The 18487-nt window shown below is 57.0% G+C and carries 16 protein-coding genes; all 16 read left to right on the top strand.

Annotated features, from left to right (window positions below; translation table 11 throughout):
• The first annotated feature begins 4 nt into the window (after positions 1–4).
• The 16 genes from cra to ftsZ all read left to right on the top strand — a co-directional run bounded on the left by cra (position 5) and on the right by ftsZ (position 18441).
• Positions 5–1009, top strand: coding sequence for a catabolite repressor/activator (gene cra, locus FFB58_RS16180; protein WP_138370429.1), 1005 nt, complete (start codon positions 5–7; stop codon positions 1007–1009).
• A gap of 599 nt (positions 1010–1608) precedes the next feature.
• Positions 1609–2067 (top strand): division/cell wall cluster transcriptional repressor MraZ, encoded by a 459-nt coding sequence (gene mraZ, locus FFB58_RS16185; RefSeq protein WP_039030383.1) that lies wholly within the window; start codon positions 1609–1611, stop codon positions 2065–2067.
• A 2-nt stretch (positions 2068–2069) separates the two neighbouring features.
• On the top strand, positions 2070–3011 hold the full coding sequence (gene rsmH, locus FFB58_RS16190) for a 16S rRNA (cytosine(1402)-N(4))-methyltransferase RsmH (protein ID WP_039030382.1): 942 nt from the start codon (positions 2070–2072) through the stop codon (positions 3009–3011).
• Positions 3008–3373, top strand: coding sequence for a cell division protein FtsL (gene ftsL / locus FFB58_RS16195; RefSeq protein WP_039030381.1), 366 nt, complete (start codon positions 3008–3010; stop codon positions 3371–3373). The genes rsmH and ftsL overlap by 4 nt, the downstream gene beginning before the upstream one ends.
• A 15-nt stretch (positions 3374–3388) precedes the next feature.
• Positions 3389–5155, top strand: a complete 1767-nt coding sequence (locus tag FFB58_RS16200) for a peptidoglycan glycosyltransferase FtsI (protein ID WP_039030380.1) — start codon at positions 3389–3391, stop codon at positions 5153–5155.
• Complete coding sequence (murE, locus tag FFB58_RS16205; RefSeq protein ID WP_138370430.1) at positions 5142–6629, top strand: UDP-N-acetylmuramoyl-L-alanyl-D-glutamate--2,6-diaminopimelate ligase; 1488 nt, start codon at positions 5142–5144, stop codon at positions 6627–6629. Before FFB58_RS16200 ends, murE begins: the two co-directional genes overlap by 14 nt.
• Complete coding sequence (murF, locus tag FFB58_RS16210; RefSeq protein ID WP_138370431.1) at positions 6626–7984, top strand: UDP-N-acetylmuramoyl-tripeptide--D-alanyl-D-alanine ligase; 1359 nt, start codon at positions 6626–6628, stop codon at positions 7982–7984. The genes murE and murF overlap by 4 nt, the downstream gene beginning before the upstream one ends.
• Complete coding sequence (gene mraY / locus FFB58_RS16215; protein ID WP_039030377.1) at positions 7978–9060, top strand: phospho-N-acetylmuramoyl-pentapeptide-transferase; 1083 nt, start codon at positions 7978–7980, stop codon at positions 9058–9060. The genes murF and mraY overlap by 7 nt, the downstream gene beginning before the upstream one ends.
• 2 nt (positions 9061–9062) lie before the next feature.
• Entirely contained in the window at positions 9063–10379 is a 1317-nt protein-coding gene (gene murD / locus FFB58_RS16220; RefSeq protein WP_138370432.1) for a UDP-N-acetylmuramoyl-L-alanine--D-glutamate ligase, read from the top strand.
• Positions 10379–11623 (top strand): cell division protein FtsW, encoded by a 1245-nt coding sequence (gene ftsW, locus FFB58_RS16225; RefSeq protein ID WP_039030375.1) that lies wholly within the window; start codon positions 10379–10381, stop codon positions 11621–11623. The genes murD and ftsW overlap by 1 nt, the downstream gene beginning before the upstream one ends.
• Positions 11620–12684 (top strand): undecaprenyldiphospho-muramoylpentapeptide beta-N-acetylglucosaminyltransferase, encoded by a 1065-nt coding sequence (gene murG / locus FFB58_RS16230; protein WP_138370433.1) that lies wholly within the window; start codon positions 11620–11622, stop codon positions 12682–12684. The genes ftsW and murG overlap by 4 nt, the downstream gene beginning before the upstream one ends.
• A 59-nt stretch (positions 12685–12743) precedes the next feature.
• Positions 12744–14219 carry a UDP-N-acetylmuramate--L-alanine ligase gene (gene murC / locus FFB58_RS16235; RefSeq protein WP_039030373.1) on the top strand — a complete coding sequence of 492 codons (1476 nt, stop codon included), beginning with the start codon at positions 12744–12746 and terminating at the stop codon, positions 14217–14219.
• Positions 14212–15132 (top strand): D-alanine--D-alanine ligase, encoded by a 921-nt coding sequence (locus FFB58_RS16240; RefSeq protein WP_138370434.1) that lies wholly within the window; start codon positions 14212–14214, stop codon positions 15130–15132. Before murC ends, FFB58_RS16240 begins: the two co-directional genes overlap by 8 nt.
• 1 nt (position 15133) lies before the next feature.
• Positions 15134–15967, top strand: a complete 834-nt coding sequence (gene ftsQ / locus FFB58_RS16245) for a cell division protein FtsQ (protein ID WP_039030371.1) — start codon at positions 15134–15136, stop codon at positions 15965–15967.
• Positions 15968–15969: 2 nt separating this feature from the next.
• The gene (ftsA, locus tag FFB58_RS16250) at positions 15970–17226 is read left to right on the top strand and encodes a cell division protein FtsA (protein WP_039030370.1); all 1257 of its coding nucleotides are present in this window, start codon (positions 15970–15972) and stop codon (positions 17224–17226) included.
• Positions 17227–17289: 63 nt separating this feature from the next.
• Positions 17290–18441: a cell division protein FtsZ gene (gene ftsZ / locus FFB58_RS16255; protein ID WP_039030369.1), complete on the top strand. Its 1152-nt coding sequence runs from the start codon at positions 17290–17292 to the stop codon at positions 18439–18441.
• Positions 18442–18487 lie beyond the last annotated feature (46 nt).

An 18487-nucleotide genomic window follows, 5' to 3' on the forward strand; every position in this document is an offset into this window, starting at 1 on the left:
AATTGTGAAACTGGATGAAATCGCCAGGCTCGCCGGCGTGTCGCGAACAACGGCAAGCTATGTGATTAACGGTAAAGCGAAGCAGTATCGGGTCAGCGACAAGACCGTTGAGAAAGTGATGGCCGTGGTTCGTGAACATAACTACCATCCGAATGCTGTCGCGGCAGGTTTACGCGCCGGCCGCACCCGTTCGATTGGCCTGGTGATCCCGGATCTGGAAAACACCAGTTACACCCGGATCGCAAACTACCTTGAGCGCCAGGCGCGTCAGCGCGGCTATCAACTGTTGATCGCCTGTTCGGAAGATCAGCCCGATAATGAAATGCGTTGTATTGAGCACCTGCTGCAGCGTCAGGTCGATGCCATTATCGTTTCAACTTCACTCCCGCCGGAGCATCCGTTCTACCAGCGCTGGGCCAATGATTCCTTCCCTATTGTCGCCCTCGACCGTGCATTAGACCGCGAACATTTTACAAGCGTAGTGGGTGCCGATCAGGATGATGCCGAGATGCTGGCGGCGGAGCTGCGGACCTTCCCGGCGGAAAACGTCCTCTATCTGGGCGCCTTACCTGAGCTTTCCGTGAGCTTCCTGCGCGAGCAAGGGTTCCGCACCGCATGGAAAGACGATCCCCGCGAAGTGGACTTCCTCTATGCCAACAGCTACGAGCGTGAAGCCTCGGCGCAGCTTTTTGAGAAGTGGCTGGAAACCCATCCGATGCCGCAGGCGCTGTTCACCACCTCTTTTGCGCTGCTGCAGGGGGTGATGGATGTGACGTTGCGCCGCGAGGGCAAGCTGCCTTCGAATCTGGCGATTGCGACCTTCGGCGATCACGAGCTGCTCGATTTCCTGCAGTGTCCGGTGCTGGCCGTTGCCCAGCGTCATCGCGATGTGGCAGAACGGGTGCTGGAGATCGTGCTGGCGAGCCTCGATGAGCCGCGTAAGCCTAAACCAGGGCTAACGCGCATCCGTCGTAATCTCTACCGTCGCGGCATATTAAGCCGTACGTAAGGGTGGCAGGGCAGTGAAAGCTGCCCTGAATTTATTGCCATTACTATGCGCAGGTATTCCCTTATTATTTTTAAGATAATTCTCTAAAACACATCGCCTGCTATGCTTTTTATTTCTCCTGGCTATTTAAAACTTCTTTTCATGTTTATTTAATTGCCACAGATGACATTAATTGTATTATTTTGTTACATAACCGATCGCTATTGCTGAATTATCAGCCATTTTTTTCCTTGCACTATCCCACTCTCTGTTTACGCGCCACCGGCATGGCACCCGCGTTGAATCTGGCGCTGTTATCCCCCGAGAATATGGCTTAAAATGCCGCCCGCGTCGCAAACTGACACTTTATATTTCGTTGCGATGAGATGAGTGATTTTTAACGCTGGTATGCATATCTGAGTTTTTTCTCGCAAATATTCATCACGTTAATTTTGCCTCGCCAGTTGTACGGTTAATAGCCTGATTAACTTCCGTTCGTAAATCAGTAACATTTAGACTGATGTCGCGGAAGTCCTGGCTTGACAAGCTTTTCCATCGCTCCGTAAACTCCCTTAAGTGGGAATTTGTGGGTAAAAGTGGTGAGGAGGGGTGAGACTGGCATGTTCCGTGGAGCGACGTTAGTCAATCTCGACAGCAAAGGGCGTTTATCGGTCCCAACACGATATCGCGATCGGCTGAACGAGAGCGCTTCTGGTCAAATGGTCTGCACCATTGACATCAACCACGCCTGCCTGCTGCTTTACCCCTTGCCTGAATGGGAAATCATTGAGCAAAAGCTGTCTCGACTGTCGAGCATGAACCCGCAGGAACGCCGCGTGCAGCGGCTGTTATTGGGTCATGCCAGTGAATGTCAGATGGATAGCGCGGGGCGTCTGTTGATTGCGCCTGTGCTGCGGCAACATGCCGGTCTGACAAAAGAAGTGATGCTGGTCGGACAGTTCAATAAATTTGAACTGTGGGATGAAACGGCCTGGTATCAACGGGTCAAGGAAGATATCGACGCAGAGCAGTCTGATTCCGCGACATTGTCGGAACGATTGCAGGATTTGTCTCTATAAATATGATGGAAAATTATAAACATACGACGGTGCTACTGGATGAGGCCGTCAATGGCCTGAATATTCGTCCTGATGGCATCTATATTGATGGCACTTTTGGCCGGGGTGGTCACTCGCGTTTGATCCTCTCCCAACTGGGAGCGGAAGGCCGTTTGCTGGCAATCGATCGCGATCCACAGGCGATTGAGGTGGCAAAAACCATCGATGACCCACGCTTTTCCATCGTTCACGGTCCTTTCTCCGCGTTGGCTGATTACGTCGGCGAGCGTGGTTTAACCGGCAAGATCGACGGCATTCTTCTCGATCTTGGCGTCTCCTCACCACAGCTTGACGATGCTGAACGCGGTTTCTCCTTTATGCGCGATGGTCCACTGGACATGCGCATGGATCCAACGCGCGGCCAGTCTGCCGCCGAGTGGCTGCAAACCGCCGATGAAGCCGATATTGCCTGGGTGATCAAAACCTTTGGCGAAGAGCGTTTTGGCAAGCGTATAGCCCGAGCCATCGTTGAGCGCAACCGCATTGAGCCGATGACCCGCACCAAAGAGCTGGCGGAAGTGATCGCCGCGGCAACCCCGGTGAAGGACAAATACAAACATCCCGCCACCCGCACCTTCCAGGCCGTTCGCATCTGGGTGAACAGCGAGCTGGATGAGATTGAGCAGGCGCTAAAGAGTTCGCTTGGCGTGCTTGCCCCGGGTGGTCGCCTGTCGATTATCAGCTTCCACTCGCTGGAAGATCGCATCGTGAAGCGCTTTATGCGCGAGCAAAGCCGCGGCCCACAGGTTCCGGCCGGCTTACCGATGACGGAAGAGCAGCTCAAAAAGCTGGGTGGTCGTCAGCTGCGCGCATTGGGCAAATTAATGCCGGGCGAAGCAGAAGTGGAAGAGAACCCACGCGCCCGTAGTTCCGTGCTGCGTATTGCAGAAAGGACGAGCGCATGATTGGCAAGGTGGCAGATACCTTCAGCAAGGTTAAAGATTCGCTTAGCAGCAACGAGCGTCATGCCTTGCCCGGCGTCATCTGGGACGATCTGTTGCGTTTCGGCAAGCTGCCACTGTGCCTGTTTATTTGCATCATTGTGTCGGCGGTCACTGTCGTGACCACCGCTCACCATACCCGTTTGTTAACGGCGCAGCGCGAACAGCTGGTGCTGGAGCGTGATGCGCTGGATATCGAGTGGCGAAATCTGATCCTCGAAGAAAATGCGCTCGGCGATCATAGCCGGGTTGAACGGATCGCAACGGAAAAGCTGCAGATGCAGCATGTTGATCCTTCTCAGGAAAATATCGTAGTACAAAAATAAGGAAAAACGCGACGCATGAAATCGGCGGCGAAGGCGCTAAAACCAAAACGTCAGGAAGAACAGGCCAGCTTTATCAGCTGGCGTTTTGCGTTGCTGTGCGGCTGCATTTTACTGGCGCTGGGTTTCCTGCTGGGACGCGTGGCGTGGCTGCAGATCATTGCGCCCGACATGCTGGTGCGTCAGGGTGACATGCGTTCCCTGCGCGTTCAGGAAGTCTCCACCTCGCGCGGCCTGATCACCGACCGCTCGGGTCGTCCGCTGGCGGTCAGCGTGCCGGTAAAAGCGATCTGGGCGGATCCTAAAGAGCTGCATGACGCCGGTGGGATCTCGCTGGATAACCGCTGGAAAGCGCTGTCAGACGCGCTGAAAATGCCGCTCGATCAGCTGGCGGCGCGCGTGAATGCCAACCCGAAAGGGCGCTTTATCTATCTTGCGCGTCAGGTTAACCCTGACATGGCCGACTACATCAAAAAACTGAAGTTGCCCGGCATTCACCTGCGTGAAGAGTCACGTCGCTACTACCCGTCAGGGGAAGTGACTGCCCACCTGATCGGCTTTACCAACGTCGACAGCCAGGGTATTGAAGGCGTAGAGAAGAGCTTCGATAAGTGGCTGACCGGTCAACCGGGCGAGCGCGTGGTGCGTAAAGACCGCTACGGCCGCGTAATTGAAGATATCTCTTCAACGGATAGCCAGGCGGCGCACAACCTGGCGCTGAGCATTGACGAACGTCTGCAGGCGCTGGTGTATCGTGAGCTGAATAACGCCGTGGCCTTTAACAAAGCGGAATCCGGCAGTGCGGTACTGGTTGATGTCAGCACTGGCGAAGTGCTGGCGATGGCCAGCAGCCCGTCCTACAACCCGAACAATTTTGCCGGAACGGCTAAAGACGCCATGCGTAACCGTTCGATCACTGACGTCTTCGAGCCGGGTTCAACGGTCAAACCGATGGTGGTGATGACGGCCCTGCAGCGCGGCATCGTCAATGAAAATACCGTGCTCAACACCATTCCTTACCGAATTAACGGTCACGAAATCAAAGACGTGGCGCGTTACAGCGAATTGACCCTCACCGGGGTTTTACAGAAGTCGAGTAACGTCGGCGTTTCTAAGCTGGCGTTAGCGATGCCGTCCTCAGCGTTGGTAGAAACTTACTCACGTTTTGGGCTGGGAAAAGCGACCAATTTGGGGTTGGTCGGAGAACGCAGTGGCTTATATCCTCAAAAACAACGGTGGTCTGACATAGAGAGGGCCACCTTCTCTTTCGGCTACGGGCTAATGGTAACACCGTTACAGTTGGCGCGAGTCTATGCAACGATTGGCAGCTATGGCGTCTATCGCCCGCTCTCAATTACCAAAGTTGACCCCCCGGTTCCCGGTGAGCGCGTCTTCCCGGAATCGATCGTCCGTACCGTCGTTCACATGATGGAAAGCGTGGCGCTGCCCGGCGGCGGCGGCGTGAAGGCGGCGATCAAAGGCTATCGCATCGCGATCAAAACCGGTACGGCGAAAAAAGTCGGTCCGGATGGCCGCTACATCAATAAATATATTGCATACACCGCAGGCGTTGCGCCTGCGAGTAATCCGCGTTTTGCGCTGGTGGTGGTCATCAACGATCCACAGGCGGGTAAATACTACGGTGGCGCCGTTTCCGCGCCGGTCTTCGGTGCCATCATGGGCGGCGTACTGCGAACCATGAACATCGAGCCGGATGCGCTGGCAACAGGCGAGAAAAGTGAATTTGTAATTAATCAAGGCGAGGGAACAGGTGGCAGATCGTAATTTGCGCGACCTTCTTGCTCCGTGGGTATCAGGTTTACCTGCGCGAGTACTGCGAGAGATGGTACTCGACAGCCGTTTGGCTGCGTCGGGCGATCTTTTTGTGGCAGTAGTGGGTCATCAGGCGGACGGGCGTCGGTATATCCCGCAGGCGATAGCGCAAGGTGTAGCTGCCATTATTGCTGAGGCAAAAGATGAGGCCACTGACGGTGAAATCCGTGAAATGCACGGCGTGCCGGTCATCTATCTCAGCCAGTTGAATGAACGTCTCTCTGCGCTGGCGGGACGTTTTTATAACGAACCCTCTGACCGGCTGCGTCTGGTTGGCGTCACCGGGACTAACGGTAAAACCACGACCACGCAGCTGATGGCGCAGTGGGCGCAGTTGCTGGGTGAAACCAGCGCGGTAATGGGAACCGTGGGCAACGGCCTGCTGGGCAAAGTCAACCCAACGGAAAACACCACCGGCTCTGCGGTCGACGTCCAGCACGTGCTGACGGGCCTGGCAGGGCAGGGCGCTACCTTCGCGGCAATGGAAGTCTCTTCCCACGGGCTGGTACAGCACCGTGTTGCGGCCCTGAAATTTGCGGCCTCCGTGTTCACTAACCTGAGCCGGGACCATCTCGATTACCATGGCGATATGGAAAACTACGAAGCGGCGAAATGGCAACTGTATGCCACGCATCACTGCGGTCAGGCGATTATCAACGCCGATGACGAAGTGGGACGCCGCTGGCTGGCTAAGCTGCCGGATGCCGTTGCGGTCTCCATGGCTGACCATATCAACCCGAACTGCCACGGCCGCTGGCTGAAAGCCACCGACGTGACCTATCACGACAGCGGGGCGACCATTCGCTTTACCTCCTCATGGGGCGAAGGCGAAATCGAAAGCCGCCTGATGGGGGCCTTCAACGTCAGCAACCTGCTGCTGGCTCTCGCCACCCTGCTGGCGCTGGATTATCCGCTGGCGGACCTGCTCAGCACCTCCGCGCGCCTGCTGCCGGTCTGTGGTCGTATGGAAGTGTTCACCGCCCCTGGCAAACCGACCGTGGTGGTGGATTATGCCCACACGCCGGACGCACTGGAAAAAGCGCTGGAAGCCGCGCGCCTGCACTGTGCCGGTAAGCTGTGGTGCGTCTTTGGCTGCGGCGGCGATCGCGACAAAGGCAAACGCCCGCTGATGGGGGCTATTGCCGAGCAGTTCGCGGACATCGCGGTAGTTACCGATGACAACCCGCGCACCGAAGAGCCGCGCGCTATCATCAACGACATTCTGGCCGGTATGCTGGATGCGGGCCGCGCCCGTGTGGTGGAAGGCCGCGCAGAAGCGGTGACCAACGCCATTATGCAGGCTAACGAAAACGACGTAGTGCTGCTGGCCGGTAAAGGCCACGAAGACTATCAAATTGTCGGCACCAACCGTCTGGATTACTCCGACCGTGTGACCGCGGCGCGTCTGCTGGGAGTGGTGGCATGATTAGCGTAACGCTAAACCAGCTAGCGATGATCCTGGGCGCTGACGTCAGCGGCGACGATCTGACCTTCGATGCTGTTACCACCGACACGCGCAAAATCACCCCAGGCTGCCTGTTTGTGGCGCTGAAGGGTGAGCGTTTCGATGCCCACGATTTTGCAGAACAGGCGAAAGCCGCCGGTGCTGGCGCACTGCTGGTAAGCCGTAAGCTGGATATCGACCTGCCGCAGGCGGTAGTGAAAGATACCCGTCTGGCGTTTGGTGAGCTGGCGGCATGGGTTCGCCAGCAGGTTCCGGCGCGCGTTGTGGCGCTGACTGGCTCCTCCGGTAAAACCTCCGTTAAGGAGATGACCGCCGCCATCCTCTCGCAGTGTGGCAACACGCTTTATACCGCAGGCAATCTGAACAACGACATCGGCGTGCCGATGACGCTGCTGCGCCTGACGCCCGAGCACGAATTTGCGGTGATCGAGCTGGGGGCTAATCACCAGGGTGAAATCGCCTGGACCGTCAACCTGACCCGTCCGGAAGCGGCGCTGGTGAACAACCTTGCTGCGGCGCACCTCGAAGGTTTCGGCTCACTCGAAGGCGTGGCGAAAGCGAAAGGCGAGATTTATACCGGCCTGCCGGCAAACGGCATCGCCATTATGAATGCCGATAACAACGACTGGCTGAACTGGAAAAGCGTCATCGGGGATCGTAAAACCTGGCGCTTCTCGCCGAATGCTGCCAACAGCGACTTCACCGCGACCAACGTCCACGTGACCTCCCACGGCACCGAATTTACGCTCCAGACCCCAACCGGCAATGTGGATGTGCTGCTGCCCCTGCCGGGTCGCCACAACATCGCCAATGCCCTGGCGGCAAGTTCGCTGGCGATGGCCGTCGGCGCGCCGCTGTCGGCTATCAAAGCCGGGCTGGCAAACCTCAAAGCCGTCCCTGGACGCCTGTTCCCTGTTCAGTTGGCAGAAAACAAACTGCTGCTGGATGACTCCTACAACGCCAACGTCGGCTCTATGACCGCTGCCGTACAGGTGCTGTCTGAGATGCCGGGCTATCGCGTGATGGTGGTCGGGGATATGGCCGAGCTGGGTGATGAGAGCGAGGCCTGCCACACCGAGGTGGGTGAGGCGGCGAAAGCCTCCGGTATCGATCGCGTGTTAAGCGCCGGTCATCTCAGTAAAAATATCAGCCAGGCCAGCGGCGTCGGTGAGCATTTTGCCGATAAAGCGGCGTTGATCGCCCGCCTCAGGGCGCTGGTTGCAGAACAACAAATAGTGACAGTTTTAGTGAAAGGTTCACGCAGTGCCGCCATGGAAGAGGTTGTGCACGCTTTACAGGAGAATGGGACATGTTAGTTTGGCTGGCCGAGCATTTGGTCAAATATTATTCCGGCTTTAACGTCTTTTCCTATCTGACGTTTCGCGCCATCGTCAGCCTGCTGACTGCGCTGTTCATCTCGCTGTGGATGGGCCCGCGCATGATTGCCCGTCTGCAAAAACTCTCTTTCGGTCAGGTTGTGCGTAACGACGGTCCGGAATCACACTTCAGCAAACGCGGTACGCCGACCATGGGCGGCATTATGATCCTCACCGCGATTGTGGTGTCGGTGCTGCTGTGGGCTTATCCGTCAAACCCGTACGTCTGGTGCGTGCTGGTGGTGCTGGTCGGGTACGGGATTATCGGTTTCGTCGATGACTACCGCAAAGTGGTGCGCAAGGACACCAAAGGCCTGATCGCCCGCTGGAAGTATTTCTGGATGTCGGTGATTGCGCTGGGCGTGGCGTTTGCGCTCTATCTGGCAGGCAAAGACACGCCAGCCACCGAACTGGTGGTGCCCTTCTTCAAAGACGTGATGCCGCAGCTGGGCCTGTTCTACATCCTGCTGGCCTACTTCGTGATTGTCGGTACCGGTAACGCAGTAAACCTGACTGACGGCCTCGACGGCCTGGCGATTATGCCTACCGTCTTCGTGGCGGCGGGCTTTGCGCTGGTGGCGTGGGCGAGTGGCAACATGAACTTCGCCAGCTATCTGCATATTCCGTATCTGCGTCATGCCGGTGAACTGGTGATCGTCTGCACGGCGATTGTCGGGGCAGGTTTAGGGTTCCTGTGGTTTAACACCTACCCGGCGCAGGTCTTTATGGGCGACGTGGGTTCGCTGGCGCTGGGCGGCGCGCTGGGCATTATCGCCGTGCTGCTGCGCCAGGAGTTCCTGCTGGTGATCATGGGCGGCGTGTTTGTGGTTGAAACCCTGTCGGTGATCCTGCAGGTGGGTTCATTCAAGCTGCGCGGACAGCGCATCTTCCGGATGGCGCCTATCCATCACCACTATGAACTGAAAGGCTGGCCGGAACCGCGCGTCATCGTGCGCTTCTGGATTATTTCGCTGATGCTGGTGCTGATTGGCCTGGCAACGCTGAAGGTACGTTAATCATGGCAGATTACCAGGGTAAAAAAGTCGTTATCATCGGGTTAGGCTTAACCGGCCTCTCCTGCGTGGACTTTTTCCTCGCGCGCGGCGTCACGCCTCGCGTGATGGATACGCGTGTCTCTCCGCCTGGTCTGGACAAACTGCCGGAACAGGTTGAACGCCACCTTGGTGGTCTGAATGAAGAGTGGCTGAACGCCGCCGATCTGATTGTCGCAAGCCCAGGTATCGCCCTGGCGCACCCGGCCCTGAGCGCTGCCGCCGAGGCGGGCGTTGAGATCGTCGGCGATATCGAACTGTTCTGCCGTGAAGCCCAGGCGCCAGTTATTGCCATTACCGGTTCAAACGGTAAAAGCACCGTCACTACGCTGGTCGGTGAGATGGCGAAAGCGGCGGGCGTCAATGTGGGGGTCGGCGGCAACATCGGCCTACCGGCACTGATGCTGCTCGATCCCGCGCGTGAGCTCTACATCCTTGAGCTCTCCAGCTTCCAGCTGGAAACCACTTCAAGCCTGCAGGCGGTGGCGGCGACCATCCTCAACGTCACCGAAGATCATATGGATCGCTATCCGTTTGGTCTGCAGCAGTACCGCGCCGCCAAGCTGCGCATCTATGAAAAAGCCCGCGTGTGCGTGGTGAACGCCGATGATGCGCTGACCATGCCGGTACGCGGCGCGGATGAGCGCTGCGTGAGCTTTGGCATCAATATGGGCGACTATCACCTTAACCGTCAGCAGGGCGAAACCTGGCTGCGGGCAAACGGTGAAAAGGTGCTGAACGTTAAAGAGATGCCGCTTTCGGGCCAGCACAACTACACCAACGCCCTTGCGGCGCTGGCGCTGGCGGACGCTGCGGGATTACCCCGCGCCACCAGCCTGAAAGCCCTCACCACCTTTACGGGCCTGGCGCACCGCTTCCAACTGGCGCTGGAGCATAACGGCGTGCGCTGGATCAACGATTCAAAAGCCACCAACGTCGGCAGTACGGAAGCGGCGCTGAATGGCCTGCACGTTGACGGCACCCTGCACCTGCTGCTGGGTGGCGACGGTAAATCCGCCGATTTCTCTTCGCTGAAACAGTATCTCAGCGGCGATAACGTGCGTCTTTACTGCTTTGGCCGTGACGGTGCCGAACTGGCAGCGCTGCGTCCGGACATCGCCGAACAAACCGGGACCATGGAACAGGCGATGCGGCTGATCGCCCCGCGCGTGAAGCCGGGCGATATGGTGCTGCTCTCTCCGGCCTGCGCCAGCCTCGATCAGTTTAAGAATTTCGAACAGCGGGGCGATCTCTTCACCCGCCTGGCGAAGGAGTTAGGCTGATGCGCTTCTCTCTCCCTCGCCCGAAAATGCCGCGCCTGCCAGGATTTGGCATCCTGGTGTGGATCTCGTCGGCGTTAAAAGGCTGGGTCATGGGCTCCCGGGATAAAGATTCCGATAGTCTGGTGATGTATGACCGCATGCTGCTCTGGCTTACGCTGGGGCTGGCGGCGATTGGTTTTATTATGGTGACCTCGGCCTCGATGCCTGTCGGGCAGCGTCTGGCGAATGATCCCTTCCTGTTTGCCAAGCGTGACGGGCTATACATCATCCTCGCGTTCTGTCTGGCGATGGTGACCTTACGTCTGCCGATGGCGTTCTGGCAGCGCCACAGTACCGCGATGCTGATCGCCTCGATCGTCATGCTGCTGATCGTACTGGTGGTGGGTAGCTCGGTGAACGGGGCATCGCGCTGGATTGCCTTCGGCCCGCTGCGTATCCAGCCGGCGGAATTTACCAAGCTGTCGCTGTTCTGCTATCTCGCCAACTACCTGGTGCGTAAGGTTGATGAGGTGCGTAACAACCTGCGCGGCTTCTTAAAACCGATGGGCGTGATTCTGGTGCTGGCGGTTCTGCTGCTGGCCCAGCCTGACCTCGGTACCGTGGTAGTACTGTTCGTCACTACGCTGGCGATGCTGTTCCTGGCGGGGGCGAAACTGTGGCAGTTCATCGCCATCATCGGAATGGGGATCTCCGCGGTCGTGCTGCTGATCCTCGCCGAGCCGTATCGTATCCGCCGCGTGACCTCTTTCTGGAACCCCTGGGAAGATCCGTTTGGCAGCGGTTATCAGCTGACACAGTCGCTGATGGCGTTTGGCCGCGGTGAAATGTGGGGTCAGGGGCTTGGGAATTCAGTCCAGAAACTGGAGTATTTACCCGAGGCACATACCGACTTTATCTTCTCCATTATTGGGGAAGAACTGGGTTATATCGGTGTGGTATTGGCGCTTTTAATGGTATTCTTCGTCGCTTTCCGTGCGATGTCGATCGGTCGTAAAGCGCTGGTGATTGACCACCGTTTCTCGGGCTTTTTAGCCTGTTCGATCGGTATCTGGTTCAGTTTTCAGGCATTAGTCAACGTAGGTGCAGCAGCAGGTATGCTGCCGACCAAAGGTCTGACGTTGCCGTTAATCAGTTACGGTGGTTCGAGTCTGTTGATCATGTCGACCGCCATTATGTTTTTGTTGCGCATAGATTATGAAACGCGTCTGGAGAATGCCCAGGCGTTTACACGAGGTTCACGATGAATCAACCGAAGCGGTTAATGGTGATGGCGGGCGGTACCGGCGGACATGTTTTCCCGGGGCTCGCGGTTGCACACCATTTAATGGATCAGGGCTGGCAGGTACGCTGGCTGGGAACCGCAGACCGCATGGAAGCCGATCTGGTGCCAAAACACGGTATTGAGATCGACTTTATTCGTATTTCTGGCCTGCGCGGTAAGGGGATCAAAGCCCTGGCGCTTGCGCCGGTGCGTATTTTCAATGCCTGGCGTCAGGCGCGGGCGATCATGAAGCGTTTTAAGCCGGACGTGGTGCTGGGAATGGGCGGTTATGTCTCGGGTCCTGGCGGACTGGCGGCGTGGTCGCTGGGGATCCCGGTTGTGCTCCACGAGCAGAACGGTATTGCGGGCCTCACCAATAAATGGCTGGCAAAAATCGCCAGCAAAGTGATGCAGGCATTCCCGGGCGCATTCCCGAAAGCCGACGTGGTGGGTAACCCGGTACGTGTCGACGTGCTGGCGCTGCCGTTGCCGCAGGAGCGACTCACCGGTCGTGAAGGGCCGGTACGCGTGCTGGTGGTGGGGGGATCGCAGGGCGCGCGCGTCCTGAATCAGACCATGCCACAGGTGGCCGCAAAGCTTAACGATAGCGTGACGATCTGGCATCAAAGCGGAAAGGGCGCTCAGCAAACGGTAGAGCAGGCCTATGCCGATGCGGGCCAGCCGCAGCACAAAGTAACCGAATTTATCGACGACATGGCGGCGGCATATGCCTGGGCCGATGTCGTTGTCTGCCGCTCCGGCGCGCTGACGGTGAGCGAGATCGCCGCCGCCGGTTTGCCGGCACTGTTTGTGCCCTTCCAGCACAAAGACCGTCAGCAGTACTGGAATGCGCTGCCGCTTGAAAAAGCCGGGGCAGCCAAAATTTTTGAACAGCCGCAGTTTACCGCCGAGGCGGTCGCCACCACCCTGGCGGGCTGGGACCGGGAGACATTACTGGCGATGGCGCAGCACGCACGTGCGGCGGCGATCCCGGATGCAACGGAGCGGGTGGCGAAAGAAGTGAGCCTGGCAGCCCAGGTTTAACCCTCGCAGCGCGTGTTGCGCTGCACGATTTTTTTGAAGTAGTCGATGGCGTTTAGAGAATGAATACACAACAACTGGCGAAACTGCGTTCAATCGTGCCCGAGATGCGTCGCGTCCGGCACATTCACTTTGTTGGCATCGGCGGCGCCGGTATGGGCGGTATTGCCGAGGTGCTGGCGAATGAAGGCTACCAGATCAGCGGGTCCGATCTGGCGCCGAACCCTGTTACGCAACAGTTGGCGTCGCTGGGTGCGACAATCTATTTCAACCATCGCCCGGAAAACGTTCTTGATGCGAGCGTGGTGGTGGTCTCCAGCGCCATTTCTGCCGATAACCCGGAGATCGTTGCGGCACACGAAGCGCGTATTCCGGTGATCCGCCGCGCAGAGATGCTGGCAGAACTGATGCGTTTTCGTCACGGCATTGCCATTGCCGGTACCCACGGTAAAACCACGACCACGGCGATGGTCTCCAGCATTTATGCTGAAGCGGGCCTCGATCCGACCTTCGTTAACGGCGGCCTGGTGAAAGCAGCGGGCGTTCACGCTCGCCTGGGGCACAGCCGCTATCTGATCGCTGAAGCGGATGAAAGCGACGCGTCGTTCCTGCACCTGCAGCCGATGGTCGCGATTGTGACCAACATCGAAGCCGACCATATGGATACCTACCAGGGCGATTTCGAAAATTTAAAGCAAACCTTTATAAACTTTTTGCACAACCTGCCGTTTTATGGACGTGCAGTGATGTGCGTTGACGATCCGGTGATCCGCGAGCTGCTGCCGCGTGTCGGACGTCAGATCACTACCTACGGTTTCAGCGAAGACGCTGATGTCCGCGTAGAGAGTTACAGGCAGGTTGGTGCGCAGGGGCATTTCACCCTGGCGCGTCAGGACAAAGAGCTGTTGCAGGTGACGCTTAACGCGCCGGGACGCCATAACGCACTGAACGCGGCGGCGGCCGTTGCGGTCGCCACAGAAGAGGGCATTGACGACGAGGATATCCTGCGGGCGCTCGAAAGCTTCCAGGGGACCGGTCGTCGTTTTGATTTCCTCGGCGAGTTCCCGCTGGAAAGCGTTAACGGGAAAAGCGGTACCGCAATGCTGGTGGATGACTACGGCCATCACCCGACGGAAGTGGACGCCACGATCAAAGCGGCGCGCGCGGGCTGGCCGGACAAAAATCTGGTTATGCTGTTCCAGCCACACCGTTACACCCGTACGCGTGACTTATACGACGATTTCGCTAATGTGCTGTCACAGGTTGATACGCTGCTGATGCTGGAAGTGTACGCGGCAGGTGAGGCGGCTATTCCGGGTGCCGACAGCCGTTCGCTGTGCCGTACCATTCGTGGTCGCGGCAAGATCGATCCGATTCTGGTCTCCGATCACGCCCAGGCGGCAGCGATGCTTGCCCCGGTATTGACCGGCAATGATTTGATTCTGGTGCAGGGTGCCGGAAATATCGGCAAAATCGCCCGTACGCTGGCCGAAATCAAACTTAAGCCGCAAATTTCGGAGGAAGAGCGCCATGGCTGATAAGATTGCGGTCCTCTCTGGCGGCACCTCTGCCGAGCGCGAGGTTTCCCTGAATTCCGGCGCGGCCGTGCTGGCAGGGCTGCGCGAAGGCGGCGTTAATGCGCACCTGGTCGATCCGAAAGAGACCGACGTGACGCGCCTGAAAGAGCTGGGCTTTGATAAAGTTTTTATCGCGCTGCACGGTCGCGGCGGTGAGGATGGCACGCTGCAAGGCTTGCTGGACATTATCGGCCTGCCTTACACCGGCAGCGGCGTGATGGCGTCGGCCATTTCCATGGACAAACTGCGCAGCAAACTGCTGTGGCAGGGTGCCGGCTTACCGGTTGCCCCGTGGGTTGCACTGACGCGTCGTGAGTTTGAGCAGGGCCTGACAGCCAGCGTTAGCGCGCACATTGCCGCGCTGGGTTTACCGGTGATTGTTAAGCCCAGCCGTGAGGGCTCAAGCGTAGGAATGTCTAAAGTTGATAAAGCTGACGATATATCATCAGCATTAGCGCTGGCTTTTCAACATGATGAAGAAGTTCTGGTGGAAAAATGGCTAAGCGGACCGGAATTTACCGTCGCGATGCTCGGTGAAGAAATTTTACCGTCAATTCGTATCCAACCAGCCGGAACCTTCTATGATTATGAGGCGAAGTATCTCTCTGATGAGACGCAATATTTCTGCCCAAGTGGTCTGGATGCCGGGCATGAAGCTGAAATCAACGCGCTGGTGCTTAAAGCCTGGCAAGTTCTTGGCTGCTATGGATGGGGAAGAATCGACGTCATGCAGGATAGCGACGGACAGTTTTATCTGCTGGAAGCCAATACCTCACCGGGCATGACCAGTCATAGCCTGGTGCCGATGGCGGCTCGCCAGGCTGGCATGAGCTTCTCGCAGCTGGTAGTCCGCATTCTGGATCAGGCGGGCTGATATGTCTCAGGCTGCGCTGAACACGCGAAACCGCGAAGAGGAAGAAGAATATTCTTCACGGCGGAGTAATGGAACGCGTCTTGCAGGGATCACCTTCCTGCTTGCCGTGCTGTGTACTGTGTTTGTCAGCGGCTGGATGGTGCTCGGCTGGATGGAAGATGCACAGCGTCTGCCTCTGTCGAAACTGGTGGTGACCGGCGACCGTCACTACACGCGTAATGACGATATCCGTCAGTCGATCCTGGCATTAGGGTCGCCTGGCACCTTCATGACGCAGGATGTGAACATCATCCAGAGTCAGATTGAGCGCCTGCCCTGGATTAAACAGGCGAGCGTCAGAAAGCAGTGGCCTGATGAATTGAAGATTCATCTGGTTGAATATGTACCCATTGCGCGTTGGAATGATCAGCATATGGTTGACGTAGATGGAGTTTCTTTCAGCGTCCCGGCCGATCGTGTCAGCAAGCAAAATTTACCTATGTTGTATGGGCCGGAAGGCAGCGAAAACGAAGTACTGGAAGGTTTTCGTAGCATGGGTAAAGTGCTGGCTAAGGATCGTTTTACCCTGAAACAGGCTGCAATGACGGCGCGTCGTTCCTGGCAGTTAACGCTGACGAACGATATCAAGCTGAATCTGGGGCGGGGTGACACGATGAAGCGTCTAGAACGTTTTGTAGAACTTTATCCCGTTCTGCAGCAGCAGGCGCAGGCTGAAGGCAAAAGGATTAGCTACGTTGATTTGCGCTATGACTCAGGCGCATCGGTCGGGTGGTCCCCGGCCCCGGTTGAGGAACCTAATCAGCAACAGAATCAGGCTCAGGTACAGGCAGAATAACAATGATCAAGGCGACGGACAGAAAACTGGTAGTAGGACTGGAGATTGGCACTGCGAAGGTTGCCGCTTTAGTAGGGGAAGTTCTGCCCGACGGTGTGGTCAATATCATTGGTGTGGGTAGCTGCCCGTCCCGTGGTATGGATAAAGGTGGGGTAAACGACCTCGAGTCGGTGGTGAAATGCGTACAGCGCGCCATCGATCAGGCCGAACTGATGGCAGATTGCCAGATTTCCTCCGTGTATCTGGCACTCTCTGGCAAGCACATCAGCTGCCAGAACGAGATCGGTATGGTGCCGATCTCAGAAGAAGAAGTCTCGCAGGAAGACGTCGAGAACGTAGTGCATACTGCGAAGTCGGTACGTGTTCGCGACGAGCATCGCGTCCTGCATGTGATCCCGCAGGAATATGCGATCGACTACCAGGAAGGTATTAAGAATCCGGTAGGACTTTCAGGCGTGCGTATGCAGGCAAAAGTGCACTTGATCACATGTCACAACGATATGGCGAAGAACATCGTCAAAGCCGTTGAACGTTGTGGCCTGAAAGTTGACCAACTTATTTTCGCCGGTCTGGCGGCAAGTTATTCGGTGCTGACGGAAGACGAACGTGAACTGGGCGTCTGTGTCGTCGATATCGGCGGTGGTACTATGGACATGGCCGTCTACACCGGTGGTGCGCTGCGCCACACCAAGGTTATCCCTTATGCAGGGAATGTGGTCACCAGCGATATCGCGTACGCCTTCGGTACGCCACCGAGCGATGCCGAGGCAATTAAAGTGCGCCACGGTTGTGCACTGGGCTCCATCGTGGGTAAAGATGAGAGCGTTGAAGTGCCGAGCGTCGGTGGTCGTCCGCCGCGCAGCCTGCAGCGCCAGACCTTAGCCGAGGTGATTGAGCCGCGTTATACCGAGCTGCTTAACCTGGTGAACGAAGAGATTTTGCAATTACAGGAACAGCTTCGCCAGCAGGGTGTTAAACATCATCTTGCGGCGGGGATTGTATTAACCGGCGGCGCGGCGCAAATTGAAGGTCTTGCGGCCTGCGCTCAGCGGGTGTTTCATACGCAGGTGCGTATTGGTGCACCGCTGAACATCACCGGTCTGACGGATTATGCTCAGGAGCCGTATTACTCAACGGCAGTGGGCTTGCTTCATTACGGGAAGGAAACCCATCTCAGTGGCGAAGCAGAAGTAGAAAAACGTACGTCGGTAGGTTCGTGGTTTAAGCGAATCAATACCTGGCTGCGAAAAGAATTTTAATTTTAGTAAGAGACCGGAGAGAATTAACGGTTTCAGGCGACAGGCACAAAACGGAGAGAAACTATGTTTGAACCTATGGAACTGACCAACGACGCGGTGATTAAAGTCATCGGCGTCGGTGGCGGCGGCGGTAATGCTGTAGAGCACATGGTGCGCGAGCGCATCGAAGGTGTTGAGTTCTTCGCGGTGAACACCGATGCGCAGGCACTGCGTAAGACGGCTGTTGGCCAGACAATCCAGATCGGTGGCGGCATCACCAAAGGGCTGGGCGCTGGGGCAAACCCGGAAGTCGGCCGTAATGCTGCAGAAGAAGACCGTGAAGCACTGCGTGCTGCGCTGGATGGTGCAGACATGGTGTTTATCGCCGCAGGTATGGGCGGTGGTACCGGAACCGGTGCTGCGCCAGTTGTTGCGGAAGTGGCTAAAGATTTAGGTATCCTGACTGTTGCCGTAGTGACCAAGCCTTTCAACTTTGAAGGCAAGAAGCGTATGGCGTTTGCAGAGCAGGGTATCACCGAGCTGTCCAAGCACGTGGACTCGCTGATCACCATTCCAAACGACAAGCTGCTTAAAGTGCTGGGCCGTGGCATCTCTCTGCTGGACGCTTTTGGCGCAGCGAACGATGTCCTTAAAGGCGCAGTCCAGGGTATTGCCGAGCTGATTACCCGTCCTGGCCTGATGAACGTCGACTTTGCTGACGTGCGCACCGTGATGTCCGAAATGGGCTACGCGATGATGGGCTCCGGCGTGGCGAAAGGTGAAGACCGTGCAGAAGAAGCCGCTGAAATGGCGATCTCTTCTCCGCTGCTGGAAGATATCGATCTGTCCGGCGCGCGCGGCGTGCTGGTTAACATCACTGCGGGCTTCGACCTGCGTCTGGATGAGTTCGAAACCGTGGGTAACACCATCCGTGCGTTCGCTTCTGACAACGCCACCGTGGTAATCGGTACTTCCCTTGATCCGGAAATGAACGATGAACTGCGCGTAACGGTTGTTGCGACCGGTATTGGCATGGACAAACGTCCTGAGATCACTCTGGTGACCAATAAACCTGCTCAGCAGCCGGTGATGGATCGTTACCAGCAGCACGGTATGGCGCCGCTGACCCAGGAGCAGAAACCAGCCGCTAAGGTGGTTAATGACAATACTCCACAGACTCAGAAAGAGCCGGATTATCTGGACATTCCCGCGTTCCTGCGTAAGCAAGCTGATTAAGAATTAGCTGGAATTAGGGGATTTACGCTCTTTGTGCTAAACTGGC

The organism is Enterobacter sp. MF024, assembly GCF_005843915.1.
In the GTDB taxonomy this organism is placed as follows: Bacteria; Pseudomonadota; Gammaproteobacteria; order Enterobacterales; family Enterobacteriaceae; genus Enterobacter; species Enterobacter barmai.

Excerpts from the sequence above, each read along its gene's own strand:
- mraZ (WP_039030383.1), top strand. The coding sequence starts at position 1,609 with ATGTTCCGTGGAGCGACGTTAGTCAATCTCGACAGCAAAGGGCGTTTA.
- rsmH (WP_039030382.1), top strand. The coding sequence starts at position 2,070 with ATGATGGAAAATTATAAACATACGACGGTGCTACTGGATGAGGCCGTC.
- ftsL (WP_039030381.1), top strand. The coding sequence starts at position 3,008 with ATGATTGGCAAGGTGGCAGATACCTTCAGCAAGGTTAAAGATTCGCTT.
- FFB58_RS16200 (WP_039030380.1), top strand. The coding sequence starts at position 3,389 with ATGAAATCGGCGGCGAAGGCGCTAAAACCAAAACGTCAGGAAGAACAG.
- murF (WP_138370431.1), top strand. The coding sequence starts at position 6,626 with ATGATTAGCGTAACGCTAAACCAGCTAGCGATGATCCTGGGCGCTGAC.
- mraY (WP_039030377.1), top strand. The coding sequence starts at position 7,978 with ATGTTAGTTTGGCTGGCCGAGCATTTGGTCAAATATTATTCCGGCTTT.
- murD (WP_138370432.1), top strand. The coding sequence starts at position 9,063 with ATGGCAGATTACCAGGGTAAAAAAGTCGTTATCATCGGGTTAGGCTTA.
- ftsW (WP_039030375.1), top strand. The coding sequence starts at position 10,379 with ATGCGCTTCTCTCTCCCTCGCCCGAAAATGCCGCGCCTGCCAGGATTT.
- murG (WP_138370433.1), top strand. The coding sequence starts at position 11,620 with ATGAATCAACCGAAGCGGTTAATGGTGATGGCGGGCGGTACCGGCGGA.
- murC (WP_039030373.1), top strand. The coding sequence starts at position 12,744 with ATGAATACACAACAACTGGCGAAACTGCGTTCAATCGTGCCCGAGATG.
- FFB58_RS16240 (WP_138370434.1), top strand. The coding sequence starts at position 14,212 with ATGGCTGATAAGATTGCGGTCCTCTCTGGCGGCACCTCTGCCGAGCGC.
- ftsQ (WP_039030371.1), top strand. The coding sequence starts at position 15,134 with ATGTCTCAGGCTGCGCTGAACACGCGAAACCGCGAAGAGGAAGAAGAA.
- ftsA (WP_039030370.1), top strand. The coding sequence starts at position 15,970 with ATGATCAAGGCGACGGACAGAAAACTGGTAGTAGGACTGGAGATTGGC.
- ftsZ (WP_039030369.1), top strand. The coding sequence starts at position 17,290 with ATGTTTGAACCTATGGAACTGACCAACGACGCGGTGATTAAAGTCATC.